General features: G+C 73.0%; 21 protein-coding genes. 15 read left to right on the forward strand and 6 right to left on the reverse strand.

What is annotated here, in order from left to right:
* Positions 1-8: 8 nt before the first annotated feature.
* Positions 9-545: a hypothetical protein gene (locus ACYQ0U_RS09860; protein ID WP_459972170.1), complete on the reverse strand. Its 537-nt coding sequence runs from the start codon at positions 543-545 to the stop codon at positions 9-11.
* A gap of 222 nt (positions 546-767) precedes the next feature.
* Positions 768-1,562, reverse strand: coding sequence for a UbiA family prenyltransferase (locus tag ACYQ0U_RS09865; RefSeq protein ID WP_459972172.1), 795 nt, complete (start codon positions 1,560-1,562; stop codon positions 768-770).
* 145 nt (positions 1,563-1,707) lie between these two features.
* On the opposite strand from ACYQ0U_RS09865, the gene ACYQ0U_RS09870 reads away from it, so the two are divergent.
* Both ACYQ0U_RS09870 and ACYQ0U_RS09875 read left to right on the forward strand, forming a co-directional pair.
* A complete protein-coding gene (locus ACYQ0U_RS09870) occupies positions 1,708-2,193 on the forward strand; it encodes a CarD family transcriptional regulator (protein ID WP_028636525.1) in 486 nt (161 codons plus the stop codon).
* Between the two features lie 61 nt (positions 2,194-2,254).
* Positions 2,255-2,797: a 2-C-methyl-D-erythritol 4-phosphate cytidylyltransferase gene (locus ACYQ0U_RS09875; RefSeq protein WP_459972175.1), complete on the forward strand. Its 543-nt coding sequence runs from the start codon at positions 2,255-2,257 to the stop codon at positions 2,795-2,797.
* Here ACYQ0U_RS09875 and ACYQ0U_RS09880 read toward each other — a convergent pair.
* A complete protein-coding gene (locus ACYQ0U_RS09880) occupies positions 2,784-3,455 on the reverse strand; it encodes an IspD/TarI family cytidylyltransferase (protein ID WP_459972177.1) in 672 nt (223 codons plus the stop codon). The genes ACYQ0U_RS09875 and ACYQ0U_RS09880 overlap by 14 nt on opposite strands.
* A gap of 69 nt (positions 3,456-3,524) precedes the next feature.
* Here ACYQ0U_RS09880 and nirD point away from each other — a divergent pair, with 69 nt between their 5' ends.
* Positions 3,525-3,863, forward strand: a complete 339-nt coding sequence (nirD, locus tag ACYQ0U_RS09885) for a nitrite reductase small subunit NirD (RefSeq protein WP_459972179.1) — start codon at positions 3,525-3,527, stop codon at positions 3,861-3,863.
* Positions 3,864-3,997: 134 nt separating this feature from the next.
* On the forward strand, positions 3,998-4,330 hold the full coding sequence (locus ACYQ0U_RS09890; protein ID WP_459972182.1) for an STAS domain-containing protein: 333 nt from the start codon (positions 3,998-4,000) through the stop codon (positions 4,328-4,330).
* On the opposite strand, the gene ispF is transcribed toward ACYQ0U_RS09890, so the two are convergent.
* Positions 4,311-4,784: a 2-C-methyl-D-erythritol 2,4-cyclodiphosphate synthase gene (gene ispF / locus ACYQ0U_RS09895; RefSeq protein ID WP_459972184.1), complete on the reverse strand. Its 474-nt coding sequence runs from the start codon at positions 4,782-4,784 to the stop codon at positions 4,311-4,313. The genes ACYQ0U_RS09890 and ispF overlap by 20 nt on opposite strands.
* A 76-nt stretch (positions 4,785-4,860) precedes the next feature.
* On the opposite strand from ispF, the gene ACYQ0U_RS09900 reads away from it, so the two are divergent.
* Positions 4,861-6,399: a molybdopterin-dependent oxidoreductase gene (locus ACYQ0U_RS09900; protein ID WP_459972186.1), complete on the forward strand. Its 1,539-nt coding sequence runs from the start codon at positions 4,861-4,863 to the stop codon at positions 6,397-6,399.
* A 10-nt stretch (positions 6,400-6,409) separates the two neighbouring features.
* Here ACYQ0U_RS09900 and ACYQ0U_RS09905 read toward each other — a convergent pair whose 3' ends face one another.
* Positions 6,410-7,573 (reverse strand): C39 family peptidase, encoded by a 1,164-nt coding sequence (locus tag ACYQ0U_RS09905; RefSeq protein WP_459972189.1) that lies wholly within the window; start codon positions 7,571-7,573, stop codon positions 6,410-6,412.
* Between the two features lie 22 nt (positions 7,574-7,595).
* On the opposite strand from ACYQ0U_RS09905, the gene cysS reads away from it, so the two are divergent.
* The 10 genes from cysS (at position 7,596) to ACYQ0U_RS09955 (ending at position 18,047) form a co-directional block, all read left to right on the forward strand.
* Positions 7,596-8,987: a cysteine--tRNA ligase gene (cysS, locus tag ACYQ0U_RS09910; protein ID WP_459972191.1), complete on the forward strand. Its 1,392-nt coding sequence runs from the start codon at positions 7,596-7,598 to the stop codon at positions 8,985-8,987.
* 2 nt (positions 8,988-8,989) lie between these two features.
* Positions 8,990-9,934: a 23S rRNA (guanosine(2251)-2'-O)-methyltransferase RlmB gene (rlmB, locus tag ACYQ0U_RS09915; RefSeq protein WP_459972193.1), complete on the forward strand. Its 945-nt coding sequence runs from the start codon at positions 8,990-8,992 to the stop codon at positions 9,932-9,934.
* 1 nt (position 9,935) lies between these two features.
* Positions 9,936-11,435 carry a metallophosphoesterase gene (locus tag ACYQ0U_RS09920; protein ID WP_459972195.1) on the forward strand — a complete coding sequence of 500 codons (1,500 nt, stop codon included), beginning with the start codon at positions 9,936-9,938 and terminating at the stop codon, positions 11,433-11,435.
* A 299-nt stretch (positions 11,436-11,734) separates the two neighbouring features.
* Positions 11,735-13,720, forward strand: coding sequence for a branched-chain amino acid ABC transporter permease (locus tag ACYQ0U_RS09925; RefSeq protein ID WP_459972197.1), 1,986 nt, complete (start codon positions 11,735-11,737; stop codon positions 13,718-13,720).
* Positions 13,701-14,489 carry an ABC transporter ATP-binding protein gene (locus ACYQ0U_RS09930; RefSeq protein ID WP_459972200.1) on the forward strand — a complete coding sequence of 263 codons (789 nt, stop codon included), beginning with the start codon at positions 13,701-13,703 and terminating at the stop codon, positions 14,487-14,489. Before ACYQ0U_RS09925 ends, ACYQ0U_RS09930 begins: the two co-directional genes overlap by 20 nt.
* Positions 14,486-15,196, forward strand: coding sequence for an ABC transporter ATP-binding protein (locus ACYQ0U_RS09935; RefSeq protein ID WP_459972202.1), 711 nt, complete (start codon positions 14,486-14,488; stop codon positions 15,194-15,196). The genes ACYQ0U_RS09930 and ACYQ0U_RS09935 overlap by 4 nt, the downstream gene beginning before the upstream one ends.
* Positions 15,193-16,812, forward strand: a complete 1,620-nt coding sequence (locus ACYQ0U_RS09940) for a choice-of-anchor P family protein (protein ID WP_459972204.1) — start codon at positions 15,193-15,195, stop codon at positions 16,810-16,812. Before ACYQ0U_RS09935 ends, ACYQ0U_RS09940 begins: the two co-directional genes overlap by 4 nt.
* Entirely contained in the window at positions 16,812-17,375 is a 564-nt protein-coding gene (locus ACYQ0U_RS09945; protein ID WP_459972206.1) for a hypothetical protein, read from the forward strand. The genes ACYQ0U_RS09940 and ACYQ0U_RS09945 overlap by 1 nt, the downstream gene beginning before the upstream one ends.
* Before the next feature lie 81 nt (positions 17,376-17,456).
* Complete coding sequence (locus ACYQ0U_RS09950; RefSeq protein ID WP_459972208.1) at positions 17,457-17,765, forward strand: hypothetical protein; 309 nt, start codon at positions 17,457-17,459, stop codon at positions 17,763-17,765.
* A gap of 6 nt (positions 17,766-17,771) precedes the next feature.
* Positions 17,772-18,047, forward strand: coding sequence for a hypothetical protein (locus ACYQ0U_RS09955; protein ID WP_459972210.1), 276 nt, complete (start codon positions 17,772-17,774; stop codon positions 18,045-18,047).
* On the opposite strand, the gene ACYQ0U_RS09960 is transcribed toward ACYQ0U_RS09955, so the two are convergent.
* The gene (locus ACYQ0U_RS09960) at positions 18,044-19,267 is read right to left on the reverse strand and encodes a DUF4032 domain-containing protein (protein ID WP_459972212.1); all 1,224 of its coding nucleotides are present in this window, start codon (positions 19,265-19,267) and stop codon (positions 18,044-18,046) included. The genes ACYQ0U_RS09955 and ACYQ0U_RS09960 overlap by 4 nt on opposite strands.
* Positions 19,268-19,272 lie beyond the last annotated feature (5 nt).

Below are 19,272 nucleotides of genomic sequence, written 5' to 3' on the forward strand. Positions count from 1 at the left end.
CCTGAGGCTCAGTGCTCGACTTCGGGAGCCTCGACGGTGCACTGGTCCTCGTAGGGACCCTCGCCGGACTCGTCGATGCCCTCGAACTCGTCGCAGTTCGGCATGACCGGCACCTCCATGTCGACGGAGTCGCCGTCGCCGAAGCCGATGGTCACGTTGACGAAGTCGCCGGAGGTCACGTCGCCGGTGATGACGATGCCGCCCTCCGTGGCGAGGTTGACCAGCCCGTGGGCCGGCACCTCGATCGGCTGGAACTCGTCGACCTGGAGCTCGTCGCCCTCCAGCGTCGTCGCGGTGAGCGACTCGACCGTGCCCGCCTCGTCGATGACGTTGTTCGCGAACGACGCGATGAAGGTGCCCGAGCCCTCCTGGCCGGAGACGACCGTGGCGCCGAGGACGTCGATGAGCGCGTCGCGGTCGTTGGTGTTCGGCCCCGGCGTGTAGTTCCGGTCGGTCGCGTAGTCGAAGCCGCACGAGGAGAGCGCGGTGGTGAGCGCGAGCGCCCCAGCGGCGGCGAGCACCCGGGTGGTCATGCGGAGCTGCATCTTCAGGCCTTCACGGTCGAGTGGGTTGCAGACACCAACCCTAGGGCACCGCTCCGGGTCCGGATGCGTCGGCTCCGCGGACCGTCGCATCCGATCTGGCGGCGTTGTCGGCGACTCGACGGGCCTCCGGCCCGCCTTCGCACCTCCGCCTTGCCAGATCGGCGCGACGGCCCGCTCGCTACGACGCCGGACCGGAGAGGTACCCGCGGTCGCCCGACAGCGTCACTGCGCCAGTCCGGTGCTGTTCCCGACCACCAGCAGGGCGACCACGGCGAGCACCGTCCACGCGAGCGCGAGGACCAGCAGCCGGGTCGCCCCGGTGCGCAGCGCGATCCGCAGCGGCAGGCTCCGGACGCCGTCCTCGTGGTCGGCGACGAGCCCGGGCAGCGCGCACAGGACGTGCACCCCGATGCCGAGCGCCGCGGCGAGCGCGACGATCGCCGCCTGCGGGGGCTCTCCGGTCGCGTCACCGCCCCATCCGCCGTAGGAGAGGAAGAACGGGTAGAGCCCGTAGGCCACCGCCCACGGCACCCACGAGAACCAGCTGCGGCGCAGGGCGACGTTGCCGAGGATCCCGACGGCCAGCGAGGCCAGGTACGCCGCCCCGGCGGTCACGCCGTTCTGGATCGAGAGCGGGACGACGAGCAGCACGGCGCAGACGAGCGCGAACCAGGCCGTGCCGGGGTCGAGGTAGCCGTCGGCGATCGGCTTGCCGCTGGGCAGCCGGGTGGCGTCGCGCCGGCGGTCCACGAGGTCGTTGTGCCAGCCGAGGATCGCCTGCCCGACCAGGACGGTCGCGAGCACGAGCGCGACCTCACGACCGGCCCGCCCGGTCAGCGCCGCGGCGACCGCGAGACCGCCGGCGGTGAGGACGGCCTGCCGCGGATGGGCGGCCCGCAGCAGCAGCACCGGGGTGGTGTGCGCGAGGGTGCGCCGCCGTTCCGGGCGGGGGTCGGGCCGGGGCGGCTCAGCCTGCGTGAACTCGGCATCCTTGCGGCGGCGCAGGGTCGGCGACATACACCGCAGTATCGGTGACAAGTGCCGCCCACCACATCAACTGCGATTCTGTCAAGCCTGCATTGTGCCCCTGACCTGCGCAAACGCCGAAAGGACCGCTCCGAACGCGTGTTAGAATGGACACCTAGGAAGGGGTACCTGACATATGACATTCACTGTCGGCGAGACGGTTGTTTACCCGAATCACGGGGCCGCGATCATCGAGGACATCGAGATGCGGACCATCAAGGGAGAGGACCGGGAGTACCTCGTACTCCGGATCGTCGCCCAGCAGGACCTGGTCGTACGAGTACCCGCCTGCAACCTCGACCTGGTCGGGGTTCGTGACGTCGTGGACAAGGACGGGCTGGACCGGGTGTTCGACGTCCTCCGGGCCGCGCACGTCGAGGAGCCGACGAACTGGTCGCGCCGCTACAAGGCGAACCTCGAGAAGCTGCACAGCGGCGACGTCATGAAGGTGGCCGAGGTCGTGCGCGACCTGTGGCGCCGCGAGCGGGACCGCGGCCTGTCCGCGGGCGAGAAGCGCATGCTGGCCAAGGCCCGTCAGATCCTCGTCTCCGAGCTGGCGCTGGCCGAGCACACCAACGAGGACAAGGCCGAGGCCCTCCTCGACGAGGTGCTCGCCTCCTGAGCCGCTGACCGAGGCCCCCGGAGTGATCCGGGGGCCTCGTCGCATTTGTAGGCTCGGTGCCGTGGAGCTCGAAGCCCTCGGCACCGTCCTCGAGCAGGACCGTGGCCACCTGCCGTTCGCCCTGATCCACGGCGAGGCGCTGGTGGCCGCCGCCGCGTGGGCGCTCGGGGAGTCCGGCGTGACCCCGGTCGACACCGGGACGACGTGGGGTGCGCTCGTCGAGTCCGGCGAGCCGGTCGTGCTCCACGACCCGCTCTGCCCGATGACGCCGCCGGACTTCATCGCCGGCTGCCTGGAGCGCGCGGTCGAGCACGCCTGCGTCGTCGTGGGCGTCCGGCCGGTCACCGACACCGTCAAGGTCGTCGCCGACGGGGTGGTCGGGGAGACCGTGGACCGCGGCGGCCTGGTCGCGGTCGCCTCGCCGGTGGTCCTGCCGGCGGAGGTCGTCGCGGTCCTGGACGGTCTGCCGTCGACCGACTTCGCCGAGCTGGTCGCCGCGCTGCGGGCGCGGTTCCCGGTCGAGCTGGTCGAGGCGCCGCCGTCCGCGCGGCGGGTCGGCTCCGAGGAGGACGTGCGCGTGCTGGAGGCGCTCACGCGAGCCTGAGCGCGAGCTCGAGGTCCTCGGGGAAGGTGATCTTCAGGTTGCGCGGCGAGCTCGGCACCGCCGCGACCGGCAGGTCGGTGTAGCGGCTCCAGCAGGCCGCGGTGTCGGTGCCGTCGAAGCCGTCCTCCTGCGCCGAGGAGTACGCCGCCAGCAGTTCGCCCGCGCGGAAGGCCTGGGGCGTCTGCACGCCGACGAGCCCGGCCGGCAGGGCGCGGGCGTCGAGGGCGAGCAGCCCGGTGAGCCGCACGCACGGGATGGCGCCGCCGGTGCTGCGGGCCGCATCGATCGTGGCGGTGAACAGCTCGGGCGTCGCGAGCGGCCGGGCGCCGTCGTGGATCGCGACGACGTCCACCGCGCCGGACTCGATCTCGGCCCGCAGCGCCTGCAGCGCGTTCCACTCCGAGGCGTGGCGGCTCGGGCCGCCCTCGACCAGGCCGACCTCGGCGTCGCCGAGGACGGGGGACAGGGCATCGGCGACCAGGTCGAGCTCGCCCGGGCGGACGACCACGAGCACCCGGCGTACGTCCGCGAGCGCGAGCGCGGCCTGCACCGACCAGGCCAGCACCGGTCGGTCGCCCAGCGGGAGCAGCACCTTGTTGGAGCCGGCGCCGACGCGGGCACCGGCCCCGGCGGCGAGGACGACGACGGCAGCGGGCACGAACCTGAGTTTTTCATGGCCGTCACACGACGAAACAGCCCCGTCACACCACGCTCCTAGGTTCGGGGCATGGAGTGGCAGCCGGTCTGCCGGATCGACGACCTCGAGGTCGAGCGCGGTGCCACGGCACTCGTGCACGGCCAGGCGCTCGCGATCTTCCGGACCCAGGACGGGCACGTGTACGCGCTCGGCAACTACGACCCGTTCGCCAAGGCCTCGGTGATCGCCAAGGGCATCGTCGGAGTCCGGGACGGGGTGCCGTTCGTGGCCTCGCCGGCGCACAAGCACGCCTTCGACCTGCGCAGCGGCAGGTGCCTGGACGACGACCACGTGGCCATCCCGGCGTACGACGTGCGCCTGGAGGACGGGGTCGTGCTGGTCGGGCATCGCAAGCACGCGGCCGCCTGAGGTTTCACCCCTACAGGCGGGGTGCGGGCCTGGGGGAGCAGCGTAGGGTCGAGAGCGAGCCGAGAGTTCCTCGTGACCCGTCAACCAAGACGTCTCCGTTCCCGGTTGCTCGATGATGTACCCCGGGACCAGTCATGGACTTCTCAATCGGCACTGCCGCCGTTCTCGTCGACCCACCCGACGCCGCCGTGTGGATGCGCGGCGAGCTCGACTTCGCCACCGCGCCCGCGATGGCCGCCCAACTCGACGGCGCGGTGGCCGCGGGGTGCCGCGAGTTCCGGGTCGACCTGGCCGAGGTGTCGTTCTGCGACGCCTCGACGGTGCGGCTCCTGCTCGGACTCGAGCGCCAGCTGCGGGAGGTCGGCGGCTCGCTGAGCATCGTCGAGCCCGCGCGGTGCGTGCGCCGCGTCTTCGAGCTCGTCGGGCTCGGCGACATGCTCGACGGGGCTACCGAACCAGCGCTGTAGCGATCGCGGCCACGCCCTCGCCCCGGCCGGTCAGGCCGAGGCCGTCGGTCGTCGTGGCCGAGACGGTCACCGGGGCGCCCACGGCCGCGGACAGGGTGGCCTCGGCCTCGGCCCGGCGCGAGCCCAGCCGGGGCCGGTTGCCGATGACCTGGATCGCGACGTTCCCGATCTCGTAGCCGGCGGCGCGCACCCGGGTCGCGGTCTCGGCCAGCAGCGCCGCGCCGGACGCGCCGGCCCACTGCGGCTCGGCGGTGCCGAAGTTCGACCCGAGGTCGCCCAGGCCCGCCGCCGAGAGCAGCGCGTCGCACGCGGCGTGCGCCGCGACGTCGGCGTCGGAGTGACCCTCGAGGCCCTGCGGCTCGTCGGGCCAGTGCAGCCCGGCGAGGTGCAGGGGTACGCCGTCGGCGAGCCGGTGCACGTCGGTGCCGACGCCGATCCGGGGCAGAGCTGTCACACGACGAATGATGCCCGACGAGGCGCCACGGCGACGGCAGTGCCCGGCCGCGGCGCCTCTGAGCCAAGATGTCCCCGTGAGCACCTCCCGCGCGTGGTCGGTGGCCGGCCTCGTCGCCGGGTTCGCCGGCGTCGCCGCCAGCTACGGCGTGGCGCAGGTGCTGACCGTCCGCGAGCCGCCGGTGGTCGCGGTGGCCGACCTGGTGATCCGGCTGACGCCGGGCGCCGTCGCCGAGCAGGCGATCGAGCTCCTCGGCCACTGGGACAAGCCGGCCCTGGTGCTCGGGATCCTGCTCGTGCTGGCCGTGGTCTTCGCCTGGGCGGGCCGGCTGGCGCGGCGCAGCTGGTGGGCGCCGACGGTCGTCTTCGCGGTGCTCGCGGCCCTCGGTGCCGTCGCGCTCCTCGCCCAGCGCGGCCAGACCGCGTTCGACGTCGTACCGCTGGCGCTGGGGTTCGCGACCTGGCTGGTCTGCCTCTCGCTGCTGACCGAGCCCCTGACCCGTCACGAGAAGGCCGTCGCGGCGGAGGAGACCGTCGACGAGACCCACCGGGCGCACCCGGACCACACGCGCCGGACCTTCCTGATCCGGGCCGGGCTGGTCGGCGCCGCCGCGGCCGCGGCCGGTGCGCTCGGCCGGGTCGCCAGCACCGGCCGGCGCCGGGTCGAGGAGGCCCGGCGGCTGGTGCGCCTCCCGGACGTGACGGAGCCGAAGGTGCCGCGGGGCGTGTCCGTCGGCGTGGCGGGCGTGGCGGCGTGGATGACCCCGGCCGACGAGTTCTACCGGATCGACACCGCCATCTCGGTGCCCGCCGTGGAGCCGGCGAACTGGCAGCTGCGCATCCACGGGATGGTCGACCGCGAGCTGCTGCTGACCTACCAGGACCTGGTCGACCGCGAGCTCACCGAGGCGTGGGTCACCCTCAGCTGCGTGTCGAACGAGGTCGGCGGCGACCTGGTCGGCAACGCCTGGTGGAGCGGGGTTCGGATCGCCGACCTGCTCCGCGTCGTGGGCGTCCACGAGGGCGCGGACGCCGTGCTGCAGACCTCCGACGACGGCTGGACCTGCGGCACGCCCCTGGCCGCGCTGACCGACGACCGCAACGCGCTGCTCGCGGTCGCGATGAACGGCCGTCCGCTGCCCATCGAGCACGGCTTCCCGGTCCGCACCGTGGTTCCGGGGCTCTACGGCTACGTGTCCGCGTGCAAGTGGGTGGTCGACCTCAAGGTGACCCGGTTCGCGGACATCTCGGCCTACTGGACCGAGAACGGCTGGTCCGAGCTCGGCCCGGTCAAGCTCGCCTCCCGCATCGACGTCGCCGAGGGCACCGCCATCGCGGGCGTCGCCTGGGCCCAGCACACCGGGATCGGCGCGGTCGAGGTCAGCGTCGACGGCAGCGACTGGGCGCCGGCCCGGCTGGCGCGGGTGCCCAACGTCGACACCTGGGTGCAGTGGGCGATCGCGGTCGCGCTCGAGCCGGGCGACCACGAGGCCATGGTCCGCGCGATCGACAGCAACGGCGTCGTGCAGACCGGTGAGGAGCAGGAGCCCGTCCCCGACGGTGCGACCGGGTGGCACACGGTCAGCTTCACGGTCGGGGAGGACGACGAGGGCTGATGCGCAGGAGTCACCAGTTGCCGGGTGACCTCGGCATGGTGTGCTGCTCGTCGGTCATCACGTAGACGGTGCCGCCGGACGCCGGGATCCAGGCGTCCTCGAACTGGCCGCGGTCGTAGGTCCGTCGCACGCCGGCGCGGGTGTCGGCGGCCGGGTCGTTGACGACGACGTCGCCGGACTCGGTGAAGCCGACGATCACCAGGAGGTGGCCGTCGGTCGACGAGATCGGCGCCCCCGACAGCTCTCCGGGGCCGAACGCGATCGAGGCGACCAGCGGGATGCCCTTCTTGATGAACCGCTCCGCCTCGCGCAGCGACCGCAGCCGGGTGACGAACGCGGTCGGGACCAGCGTGGCGGCGTACGCCGTGTTGAACGACCAGTTGCCGGTGCCGTCGTACTCCTCGTCGAAGGTCATCCGGGCGGCGTGGTCGACCCACGGGTCGACGTGGCCGGCGCCGACCCAGCGGTAGGCCCGGGGCTTCGGCAGCGCGTCGTAGTAGCCCAGCACCATCGAGGTCGAGGTCGGCGAGCACCACGCCTCGCCGCCCGCGCCGTACTCGGGGAAGTGGCCGGTGTGCACCATCTGCGAGTAGCGCGGGACGTCGAGCGTGATGCCGCCGGCGACGCCGGGCCTGGAGGTCCTCACGTCGTCGACCGACGGCAGCGCGGACGCCATCGCCCCGACGACCGCCACGCGCGGAGTCGCCTGCTGGCCGGCGCGGCGGACCATCGTGACCCGCAGCTGGTAGGACGTGACGCCGTCCGGCACCACCCACGTGTCGACGTTGACCGAGCCGAGGTCGTCGGCCTGGCCGGAGGCCGACGTACGCCGGAGGTGCCGGTCGCCGTTGGCCCAGGTCGCCAGGGTGTCCCAGCTCGAGGTCGTCGCGCCGGACCGCCCGCGCACCTCGACGCGGATCCAGCTGTCACCCGGTGTCCACGCCGACCACGACGCGACGAGCCGGGTCAGGGCGAAGCCGGGGGAGGTCCACTCCGACGTCCACGAGTCCCGGTTCACGCCGTCGGACAGGCCCTCGAGGCCCGACGGCGAGTCGAAGCGGGCGAACGAGATCTGCCGGGCCGGGGCCGCGTCGGCCGGGAGGGCCACGAACGCCGAGGTCAGCCCGGACGTCAGCAACACAGCGGCGAGGATCAACGATGTCAGGCGGCGCACCACCAAACCCTAGACTTGCCCGGTGACCTTCCGGCTGTACGACACCGCGACCCGCGAAGTCCGTGACTTCGTTCCCCTCGAGGAGGGGAAGGCGGGCGTGTACGTCTGTGGCCTCACCGTGCAGTCCGAGCCCCACGTCGGTCACGTCCGGTCGGGCGTGAACTTCGACGTGCTCCAGCGCTGGCTGCGCCACCTCGGCTACGAGGTCACGTTCATCCGCAACGTCACCGACATCGACGACAAGATCCTCGCGAAGGCCGAGGCCGCGGGGGTGCCCTGGTACGCCCACGCCGCCCGGATGAAGCGCGAGCTCGACCGGGCCTACGACGCCCTCAACGTCGCGTCGCCCACCTACGAGCCCACTGCCACCGGCCACGTGCCCGAGATGATCGAGCTGATCGAGCAGCTGATCTCGACCGGCCACGCGTACGCCGCGGCGGACGGGTCGGGCGACGTCTACTTCGACGTGCGCTCCTGGCCGCGGTACGGCGAGCTGACCCGGCAGAAGGTCGACGACATGGAGGCGGCCACCGACGCCGACCCCCGCGGCAAGCGCGACCCGCGCGACTTCGCGCTCTGGAAGGGCTGGAAGAAGCAGACCGAGCCGGCCACGGCCGCGTGGCCGAGCCCCTGGGGACCGGGCCGGCCGGGCTGGCACATCGAGTGCTCGGCGATGGCCGGCAAGTACCTCGGCCCCGCCTTCGACATCCACGGCGGCGGCGTCGACCTGCGGTTCCCCCACCACGAGAACGAGCAGGCCCAGTCGCGCGCGGCCGGCCGGCCGTTCGCGTCGTACTGGATGCACAACGCGTGGATCACCACCGCCGGCGAGAAGATGAGCAAGTCGCTCGGCAACTCGCTCACGATCCCGGCCGTGCTCGAGCGGTACCGCGGCATCGAGCTGCGCTACTACCTCCTCTCCGCGCACTACCGCAGCCACGTCGAGTTCAGCTTCGAGGCCCTCGACGAGGCCGCCGCCGGCCTCCGCCGCATCGAGAACTTCCTCGACCGGGCCGGGGCGTCGGCCGAGCGCGGCGAGCTGCCCGACGCCTTCGTGGCGGCGATGAACGACGACCTCGGCACGCCGGCGGCGCTGGCCGTGCTGTTCGACGTCGTGCGCGACGGCAACACCGCGCTCAACCAGGCCGACGACCCCGCGTCGTACGCCGGCCAGGTGCTGGCGATGCTCGACGTGCTCGGGCTCGACCCGGCCGACCCGGCCTGGGGCGCGCGCGGCGACGACCAGAAGCTCGTCGAGGCGGTCGACGTGCTCGTCGCCGGGCTGCTCGAGCAGCGCGCGGAGGCCCGCGCGACCAAGGACTTCGCCACCGCCGACGCGATCCGCGACCGCATCAAGGCGGCCGGCATCGAGGTCGAGGACACCCCCGACGGACCGAAGTGGAGTCTCTCCTAGTCATGGCAGGCAATTCGCAGCGCAAGGGCGCGATCCGCAAGAGCAGCAAGGGCAACCCGACCGCAGGGTCGGGCGGCCGGGTGCGGCGTGGGCTGGAGGGCAAGGGCCCCACACCCAAGGCCAAGGACCGGCCGTACCACCAGGCCCACAAGGCCGTGAAGCGCGCCGAGAAGGAGGCCGCACGCCGGCCCAAGCGCAAGACCACCGGCGACGCCGAGTGGATCGTCGGCCGCAACTCGGTGGTCGAGGCGCTGCGCGAGGGCGTGCCCGTCGACGCGCTCTACGTCTCCGAGGGCGCGGAGCGCGACGGCCGCCTGCGTGAGGCGTTCGCCCTCGCGGCCGAGCACGGCATCAAGCTGCTCGAGGTCTCCAAGAACGAGATGGACCGGATGACCGGGGGCCTCGCCCACCAGGGCCTGTCGGCGCGGGTGCCGGCGTTCGAGTACGCGCACCCCGACGACCTGCTCGACGCGGCCGCGGTCAACGCCGAGAAGCCGTTGATCGTCGCGCTCGACCACGTCACCGACCCGCGCAACCTCGGCGCGATCATCCGGAGCGCGGCCGGGTTCGGCGCGCACGGTGTGGTGATCCCCGAGCGCCGGGCCGCCGGGATGACCGCCGCGGCCTGGAAGACGAGCGCGGGTGCGGCCGCCCGCATCCCGGTCGCGCAGACGGTCAACCTGACCCGGCAGCTCAAGGCCTACCAGGAGGCCGGGTGCATGGTGATCGGCCTGGCCGCCGAGGGCGACGTCAGCCTGCCGGACCTCGACCTCGCGGACGGACCGCTGGTGGTGGTCGTCGGCTCCGAGGGTGAGGGCCTGGGCCGCCTCGTGAGCGAGACCTGCGACCAGCTCGTCTCGATCCCGATGGCCAACCAGCTCGAGTCGCTGAACGCCGGCGTCGCGGCGTCCGTCGCGCTCTACGCGATCGCCGAGGCGCGCCGCTGACTTGCGGCTGACTCGGCGGCATGTCGCTCAGGTCCTGGCGCTCGCCGGGACCTGGCTGGTCTGCGCCGCGGTGGCCGCGCTGCTGCTGTTCCTCACCAGCAGCCGGACGATCGTCCTGGCCAGCCACGACGCCGAGGTCCAGCCCGATCTCGGCGGCTGGGCCGTCCTGCATACCGGGCCGGTCCTGCCCGACGTGCGTGTCGACACCGGCACCGTCCTCGGCGTCGAGATCCAGCTCGGCAAGACCGAGGTCACGTCGACCGCCGACCTCGTCGAGCGGTACGCCCTGCTCGGCAGCCAGCCCCGGAGCCAGGTCGACCGGGTCACCGCCGCCGTGCACGACATGCTGCTCGACGCGGCGCTCCGGGGCGCGGTCCTCGGCCTGCTGCCGGTGGGCATCTGGCTGCTCGTCGGCTCCCGGCGACGGCGCGAGCTCCGCAGCCGGGTGCGCCTCCCCCACGTCGCCGTCGCGGCCGGGCTCGCGGTCGTCCTCGGGCTGGCCCTCTGGCAGCCCTGGCACGACGCCCCTCCCCGCGACGACGAGGACGGGTGGCAGACGCTCGGCGAGTTCCTCGGCGCCGGCGTGCCCCTGCCCGCGGAGCTCGACGGCGTCCAGGTCAGCGGCGACGTCACGACGGGGCAGACCCGCCGGCTGGTCGAGAGCGCGATCGACACCTACGACACCAGCAAGGAGTTCTACGCCGACGCCGCCGAGCGGGCCGCCGGCCTCCCGCTGCGCCAGCCGGAGGAGGGCGAGACCGTCGTCGTCTTCGTCGCCGACCGGCACGACAACATCGGCATGGACCCGGTGGCACGGGCGATCGGCGACGCCGCCGGGGCGACCGGGGTGTACAACGGCGGCGACGACACGTCGACCGGCAGCACCTGGGAGGCCTTCTCGCTCGACTCGGTCAGCTCGGCCTTCGACGGGTTCGACCGCTGGGGGGTCGCCGGCAACCACGACCACGGCCGGTTCGTGCACGACTACCTCGCCGACCGCGGCTGGACGATGCTCGACGGGGAGGTCGTCGACGGCCCCGGCGGCACCACGCTGCTCGGCGTCGACGATCCGCGCTCCAGCGGGCTCGGCAACTGGCGCGAGGAGTCCGGGCTGAGCTTCACCGACGTCGAGGACCGCCTGGCGGACGCGGCCTGCGCGACGGAGGAGCGGCTCACCACGATGCTCGTCCACGACGCGAACCTCGGCCGCGAGGCGCTCGACCGCGGTTGCGTCGACCTCGTCCTCGGCGGCCACACGCACGTCCGGGCCGACCCGCAGCGGGTGACCGGGCCCGACGGCGAGGTCGGGTACCGGTACACCACCGGCACGGCGGGCGGGGCGGCGTACGCGATCGCGCTCGGCAGCAAGCCGCGCCGCGCGGCCGACGTCAGCCTGGTGACCTACGCCGACGGCAGGCCGGCCGGCATCCAGTGGGTCACGCTCCAGACGGACGGCACCTACCAGACCGGCGCGTACGTCGAGCTGACCTTCCCCGGCTAGACCCGGCTAGTAGGACCGCGCCAGGAGACCGGGCCGTCCGGCGAGTGCTGGCGCTTCATCCGGCTCAAGGCCGGCAGGTGGGTCCCGGTGGGCGGTACGAAGTACACGTGCAACGGCGTCACTCGGAGCCAGGGCATGCCACGCGCCTCGACCCGGATGTCCGGACCAGCAGATGACGTACGTCACCTCCCCGCCCGCGCGTCGTTGAGCGGGGGACAGAGGGACGTCCCGATGCGTAGAGCCCCCACGCTGGCCGGCACCGCGGTGCTGTGCGGCCCGCTCCTGAACGGAAACCAGGCATGACCACCTTCCTGAGCTTCACGATCCTCGGCCTCTTCACCGGCGCGGCCTACGCGATCGCGGCGAGCGGCCTGGTGCTGACGTACACGACCACGCGGGTGTTCAACATCGCCCACGGCGCGTTCGGCATGGTCATGGCCTTCACGTTCTGGGACCTCAGCCAGCGGCAGGGCATGCCGATGTGGCTGTCGCTGTTCCTGGTGCTGTTCGTGATCGCGCCCGGCATCGGCTGGTTCGTGCAACGGTTCGTCACCCGCGGCCTGGGCGAGGGGCCGGTCTCGGTCTCGCTGGTCGTCACCGTGGGCCTGTTCGTCGGCCTCATCGGCGTCGCGCAGTACATCTGGCCGCCCGAGCCCCGCACGCTCCCGCCGTTCCTGCCCGACAAGGGTGTCGAGGTCGGCGACACCTACGTCACCGCCCACCAGATCATCACGATCGTGCTCTCGGCGGTCGTGGCGGTGCTGCTCTACCTGCTGCTCAACCGCACCCGGATCGGCACGGCTATGCGCGCCTCGGTCGACAACCCGGTGCTGCTCCAGCTCTTCGGCGGCAAGCCCGACCGGGTCGCGTCGCTGTCGTGGGCGATCGGCATCTCGCTCGCCGCGCTCGCCGGCATCCTGCTCACGCCGGTCATCGGCCTGTCCTACTTCGACCTGACGCTGCTGGTCATCAACGCCTACGCCGCCGCGATGCTCGGCCGGCTCAAGAGCCTGCCGCTGACCTTCGTCGGCGCCATGGGCCTCGGGGTGCTCCAGTCCTTCGCGGTCGCCTACCTGCCCTCGGAGGGCAACCTCGCCGGCCTCCGCGCCGTCGTGCCGGCGCTGTTCCTCTTCGTCGTGATCGTCTTGATGCCCCAGGCCCAGCTGCGGATCGGGCAGGTCAAGGGCATCGTCTCCGCGCCGCTGCCGTCGCTCACCAAGTCCCTCGGCTGGGGTGCCGCGCTGCTGATGCTCGTCGCGGTGCTCGCGGTCGCCATGTCGGACGCCAACCTCCTGCTGGCCGGCACGGCGGCGACGTACGCGATGGTGATGCTGTCGCTCGTGCTCCTGACGGGGTACGGCGGTCATGTCTCGCTCGCGCAGTTCACGTTCGCCGGCGTCGGTGCGCTCGCCTACGCCAAGCTCGACGAGCCCAACCTCTACGGGCTGCTGATGTCGGCGCTGATCGCCGCGGCCGTCGGCGCGCTGGTCGCGCTGCCCGTGCTCCGGCTGACCGGCCTCTATCTCGCGCTGTCGACGCTGGCCTTCGGCGTGCTCATGGACAAGATGGTGTTCCAGGCCGACTTCGCGTTCGGCTACAACGGGACCCTCGGGGCCGACCGGCTCTCGGTGCTCGGCTACTCCTTCGACTCCACCGGCGGCTACGTCCTGGTGATGGCCGTCTTCTTCGTGCTCATGGGGATCGCCCTGCTGCTGCTTCGCCGCGGCGTGCTCGGCCGGATGCTCATCGCGATGCGCGACAGTCCGGCCGCGTGCGGCACGCTCGGCCTGGACATGCGGTGGTTCCGCGTCGCGCTGTTCGGCCTGTCCGCGGGCATGGCCGGCCTGGCCGGTGGCCTGTTCGCGGGCCTGCGCGGCACCATCGGCGCGGCCGACTTCCAGCTGTTCAACAGCCTCCCGCTGCTGCTGCTCGCGGTCGTCTGCGGCGTCACGTCGGTGACCGGGGCGGCGCTCGGCGGCACCGGCCTGATGCTGCTCCCGGTGCTCCAGAGCAGCCAGCCCGAGCTCGCCGGCCTGGTGTTCGCGGTGCTCGGCTTCGGTGCGGTCGCGCTGGGCCGAGACCCGAACGGCCTGGCCAACCAGGCCTTCCGCGTCGGCCGCTGGCTCGACGGCCGGCTCGGCGACCGGGTGCGCTCGGCGATCCCGGTGCTGCCGCTGCCGCGCGACCGGGTCGACGAGGACGAGGAGTCCAACATCCCGCTGGCCGAGCCGCTGACGGTCCCCAGCAACGAGGAGGTGGGCGCGCATGTCGCTGCTCGAGGTTGACGACGTCGTCGTCCAGTTCGGTGGGGTGACCGCGGTCGACCACGCCGGCTTCGTCGCCGAGGCGGGCCGGATCACCGGCCTGATCGGGCCGAACGGCGCGGGCAAGACCACGTGCTTCAACGTGATCAGCGGGCTCCAGAAGCCGACCCACGGTGCGGTCCGCTTCGCCGGACGCACCATCACCCGGCTCCCGGTGCACCGCCGCTCGCGGCGCGGGATGGGCCGCACGTTCCAGCGGCTGGAGGCCTTCGGCTCGCTGACCGTGCGCGACAACGTGCGGGTCGCCCGCGACATCCACCGTGGCCTCGGCGGCCTGTTCCGCCCGGCCGCCCACGACGTCGACGGGCTGCTCGAGCGGGTCGGCATCGCGGCGTACGCCGACGAGCGCGCGGACTCGATCCCCACCGGCACCGCGCGGCTGCTCGAGCTGGCCCGCTGCCTGGCCGCCGACCCGAAGCTGCTGCTGCTCGACGAGCCGTCCTCCGGCCTCGACGAGGCGGAGACCGACGCGTTCGGCGAACTGCTCGCGCAGCTGGCCGCCGAGGGCCGCGGCATCCTCATGGTCGAGCACGACATGGACCTGGTGATGTCGGTCTGCGACGACATCCACGTCCTCGACTTCGGCCGCGTGATCGCCTCCGGCCCGCCCGCGGAGATCCGCGCGAACCCCGACGTCCAGAAGGCGTACCTCGGCTACTCCGACGCGGACGAGCAGCCCGCGACGGTCGTCGTCGAGGACGACACCCAGGTCATGGAGGCGGTCCGATGAGCGGCGTCCCGATCCTCGAGGTGGTGGACCTCCACGCGGCCTACGGCCGGATCGAGGTCCTGCGCGGGGTCGACCTCCGCGTCCCGAAGGGAGCGGTGATGGCGCTGCTCGGCCCGAACGGCGCCGGCAAGAGCACGCTGGTCAAGGTCGTCAGCGGCCAGAAGAAGCCGACCTCGGGCGACATCCACCTCGGCGGCGTGCACGTGCAGGGCGCGGCGCCCGAGGAGCTGGCGCGGCTCGGCCTGTGCACGATCCCCGAGGGCCGGTCGGTGTTCCCGAACCTCACCGTCGAGGAGAACCTCACGCTGATGTCGTACGCCGGCGTGGGCATCGACGCGGTCCTCGAGACGGCGTACTCCTACTTCCCGCGGCTGCACCAGCGCCGCCACCAGCTCGCCGGCACCATGTCCGGTGGCGAGCAGCAGATGCTCGCGATGTCGCGAGCCCTGGCGTCCGACCCGGCGCTGCTGCTGCTCGACGAGCTCTCGATGGGCCTGGCGCCACTGATCGTCGACGAGCTCTACGACACCGTCGCGCAGATCGCGGCCAGCGGCGTGTCGATCCTCTGCATCGAGCAGTTCGCCCGCACGGCGCTGCGGGTGTCGGACTACGCCGCGGTGATGACCGGCGGACGGGTCGTCGCGACCGGCGAACCAGCGGAGGTGCTCAGGACCATGGACGACGTGATTCTCGGAGGCGCAGCATGAGGCGGAACCTCTTCCCTTCGGCGACCGCGCTCGCCGGCGCCACCGTGCTGGTCGGGTTGGGCCCGGTGTGGGCGGGCGCCCCCTCGGCCACCGCGGCGCCCGAGGCGGGCTACGGCGGCTACAGCGCCGTCGCGACGGCGACCCCGGTGATGATCGAGCTCTACGAGCCCACGATCCCGATACCGGCCACGCCGCAGTTCGAGGTCGACCTCGCCTACACCAAGGTCGAGGCCGACTCCGGCAGCTCCCTGGGCCGGGCCAGCTGGCTGTGGCCGGGCGACTCGGTCGGCGAGGGCGCGAAGACGTTCGTCGAGCAGCTCGGGCTGCCGTCGCAGCTCGGCGAGAACGGCTACCCCGTCCAGGTCAACTCCAGCCAGCCCTCGGGCGAGCCCGAGCAGGCCGACGAGCCGTTCCCGGGCATGGTGATGCGCACCAGCGCCAGTGCCGACAAGACCGTCGCCCAGGCGGGCTTCTCGCCCGACGGCCAGGTGCAGGACGGTGGGGACGAGGGTGGGGGCGCAGGTACGCCCGGCGTGCCCACCCTCCCCGGCGCGCCCGGCGCCGGCCTGCCGAGTGCCGACCTGCTCAGCTCCTTCGGCGACGCGATCACCGGCGGGCCGGCCACCGCGGCCGAGGACCCCGCGGACGAGCCCGGCGGCGCGCCCGGGCTGCCGCCCGAGGTCGCGGCCCTCGTGGACTTCGAGGGCTACACCTCCTCGAGCCAGAACGTCGTGCGGGACGGCACGATCGTGACGACCTCGCGCGCGGCGCTCGGTGACGTCACCCTGCTCGAGGGCCTGATCACCCTCGAGGGCGTCGTCTCGACCAGCACGAGCACGAGCGACGGCGCGAAGGGCAGCGCCACCGGCCGGGCCGTGATCGGCGCGATCACCGTCGCCGGCCAGGAGTTCTCCGCCGGTCCGGAGGGCTTCACCGCCGCCGGTCAGGGCGCCGAGCTCCCGGCGTTCCCGGAGCAGCTGACCCAGGCGCTCGACCAGCTCGGCATCGAGCTCCGGCTGCCGAAGCCGGACCGGACCGTGAGGGGCGACCAGGCGTCCAGCCAGGTCGCCGGCCTCGTGGTCGACATCGACGTGAGGACGCTGCGCCAGCAGCTCGACGCGCTCCCGCTCGAGGACATCGTCGGCGCGTTCCCGAACGACCCGCCGGAGCTCAAGAGCGCGCTCCAGACGCTCACCGGCCTCGCTCCGCGCGTCGTGGTCACGCTCGGGGTCGCCGACACCGAGGTCGACACGGTCAAGGGCCTCACGATCCCGACCGTCGTGCCGGACAACAACCAGACCGACGCCGGCGGCACCGACGGTGGCGCCGGCAGCTCCACGGGCTCGGCCCCGGCCGGCAGCGCCCCCGCGGCGTCGGCGCCCGGCGCCGCGGCCGGCGAGGCTCCCGCGGCGGGCGACCTGCCGCCCGCCGAGCTCACCGGCTCCGGCCTGCCGCCGCTCTACTCGATCCCCGGCGCCCTGCTCGTCGGTGGCATCGCCCTCGCCGCCGCCGGCGGCTCCTGGCTCCGCAAGATCGGCGTGATCGCCCTCGGGGGCGGCGCCTCCTGCACGCACGGCCTCGACAGCGGCCTGCCCGACCTCCGAAAGGCATCCTGATGACCGCCATCACCCCCGACGCCACGACGGACCGCCTGTCGGTCGGGCTGCCCCGGGCGGGCTCCCGGACCGCCGGCTCCGGGGCCGCCCCGCTGAAGGACAACCACTACCAGCTGCTCCAGCTGGTGCTGTTCTGGGCCGGGGCCATCCTGCTCCCGCTCGGCCTCGTGGTGATCGTGCTCGGCTGGTACGGCGCCGCCAACACGCCCTACCAGTACGACCAGCTCTCGTACCTGGTCTCGGGCGGCCTCCTCGGTCTCGGCCTCACCTTCACCGGCGGCTTCCTCTACTTCGGTGCGTGGCTGGCCCGCCTCGCCGCCGACGCGAAGGAGTCGCAGCGCCGGCTCGCCGACACCCTCCTCGTGCTCGCCGACGTGACCTCGCGCGCCGCGACCACCCGCGACGACGGCGTCGACGTGTCGGCCCTCCCGGTCACCGCCGGCGACGGCACGACCATGCACCGTCGCGACTGCGCGCTGATCGCCCACCGCGACGACCTGCGCCCGGTCGGGGAGGACAACGGCCACCTGGTCGCCTGCCGCGTCTGCCGCCCTGACGGGTAGTCCGCCAGTCGAGAGGCGGCCGGCCGCCCGCGCTGCGCAGCGACGCGTGTGAGGCGGACGACCCGCGGGCACCGTCACCGCGTGGGCGTGACGGTGCGACGGGCGAGCGGGCAGGCCGACGCCTGGAACGCACTGGGTGGCGAGACCCGGTGGGTCGACTACGCCCACGAGCAGGTCGGTGACGACCTGGTCGTCTACGTGCACTCGTTCCGCCGCGTCCGCGACCGGTACGACGAGCGCAGCGACGTGCTGTTCTGGAAGCCGTCGACCACCGGCGTCGCGCACCACTACGCGGCGGGCGAGTGGGCCGAGGTTCTCCGCGCCGAGTGCGAGTGGCCCCCCGCGGAGGTCGAGCGGGTGCCGCGACGACCGCGCCGCCGGCGTACCTGACGAGGCATGCCGCGCGCGGCGGCCGGGAACCGGCTCGGCATGGAGCTCCACGCCGACCAGGACCTGGGCGCGCCGATCGAGGACGTCGCCCGCGAGGCCGCCGACGCGACCGGCAGCGCCTACAGCAACGACGCCGACATCGACGTCGTCGAGCACCTGCGCGCCCAGCTCGCGAGCCGCGGGGTCACCGCCGACGAGGACACGCTCCAGGAGATCGCGCAGGAGATCCGGTCGGGCCACGACCCCTCCTTCGGCCGGCCTGACGGCTCCGAGCGGTCCTAGTCCTCGTCCTCGACCTGCTCGTCGGTCGCGACCTTCTCCTCGGGCCTCCGCACGAGGTAGTGGTCGATGTAGTCGCGGGCGGTGTCGAAGATGCTGACCTCGTGGCCGGCGCGCTCGGAGAGGTACCACCGGTGCTCGAGGATCTCGTGGAAGATCTCGGCCGGTTCGAGCTTGCCGCGCGCCTCGGGCGGCACCAGCGCGATGATCGGCTCGTAGATGCGGGTCAGCCAGCGGTTCGCGACCAGCGACCGGTCCTCGCGGCCGAGGTCGGAGTGCGCGGTGAACGACGCGATGTCGTTGAGCATGCGCTGCGCCTGGGCGTCCTCGACGTTGAGGCCGGTGAGCCCCTGGAGCTCGCGGCGGTGGTGTCCCTCCTCGACGACCTTGGGCTGGATCCGGATCTGCTCGCCGTCCCAGTCGGTGACGATGTCGAGCTCGTCGACGTCGAAGCCGAGCTCGTTGAGCCGCGCCACCCGCTGCTCGATCCGCCACATCTCGTCCACGGAGAACTCCTCCGCGGCCGTGAGCTCGTTCCACAGCGCGTGGTAGCGCTCCTCGAGCATCGTGATGATCTCGTGCGCCTGGATCTCGTGGTCGAGGGAGTCGCTGGCCTGGAGGTCGAGCAGCTCCGCGAAGACGTTCTCGGTCGCGACGGTCAGGTCGTACTCCCGCATCTGCCGTGAGAGCTGGGGCCGGAGCTCGCCGGTCTCCGCGTCGACGAGGTACGCCGCGAAGCCGCCGGCGCTGCGGCGGAACAGCACGTTCGACAGCGACACGTCGCCCCAGTAGAAGTCCGCGAGGTGCAGCCGCACGAGCAGCACCACCATCGCGTCGACCAGCGCGGGCAGGTTGTCGGCGGTCAGCCCGTGCGTGAACAGCGAGCGGTAGGGCAGCGAGAACTGGAGGTGCTGGGTCAGCAGCGCTGCGGGCAGCTCCTCGCCGTCCTCGCCGACCCGGCCGGTGACCACCCCCTGCGGGTGCACCGCCGGCAGGCCGAGCCGTTGGAGGTCGCGCAGCAGCCGGTACTCCCGGAACGCCATCTCCTCGGTCGTCTCCTTGACGGCGTACGTCGCGTCGCCGAGCCGGACGATCCGGACCACGTGCCGCGACAGGCCGCGCGGCAGCGGCACGACGTGCTCGGTCCACTCCTCGAGCGGCTGGGCCCACGGCAGCCGCAGCAGCGCGGGGTCCGGGCGGTTCGCGACGATCCGCAGGGCCATGCACC

It is taken from the genome of Nocardioides pyridinolyticus (genome assembly GCF_054653575.1).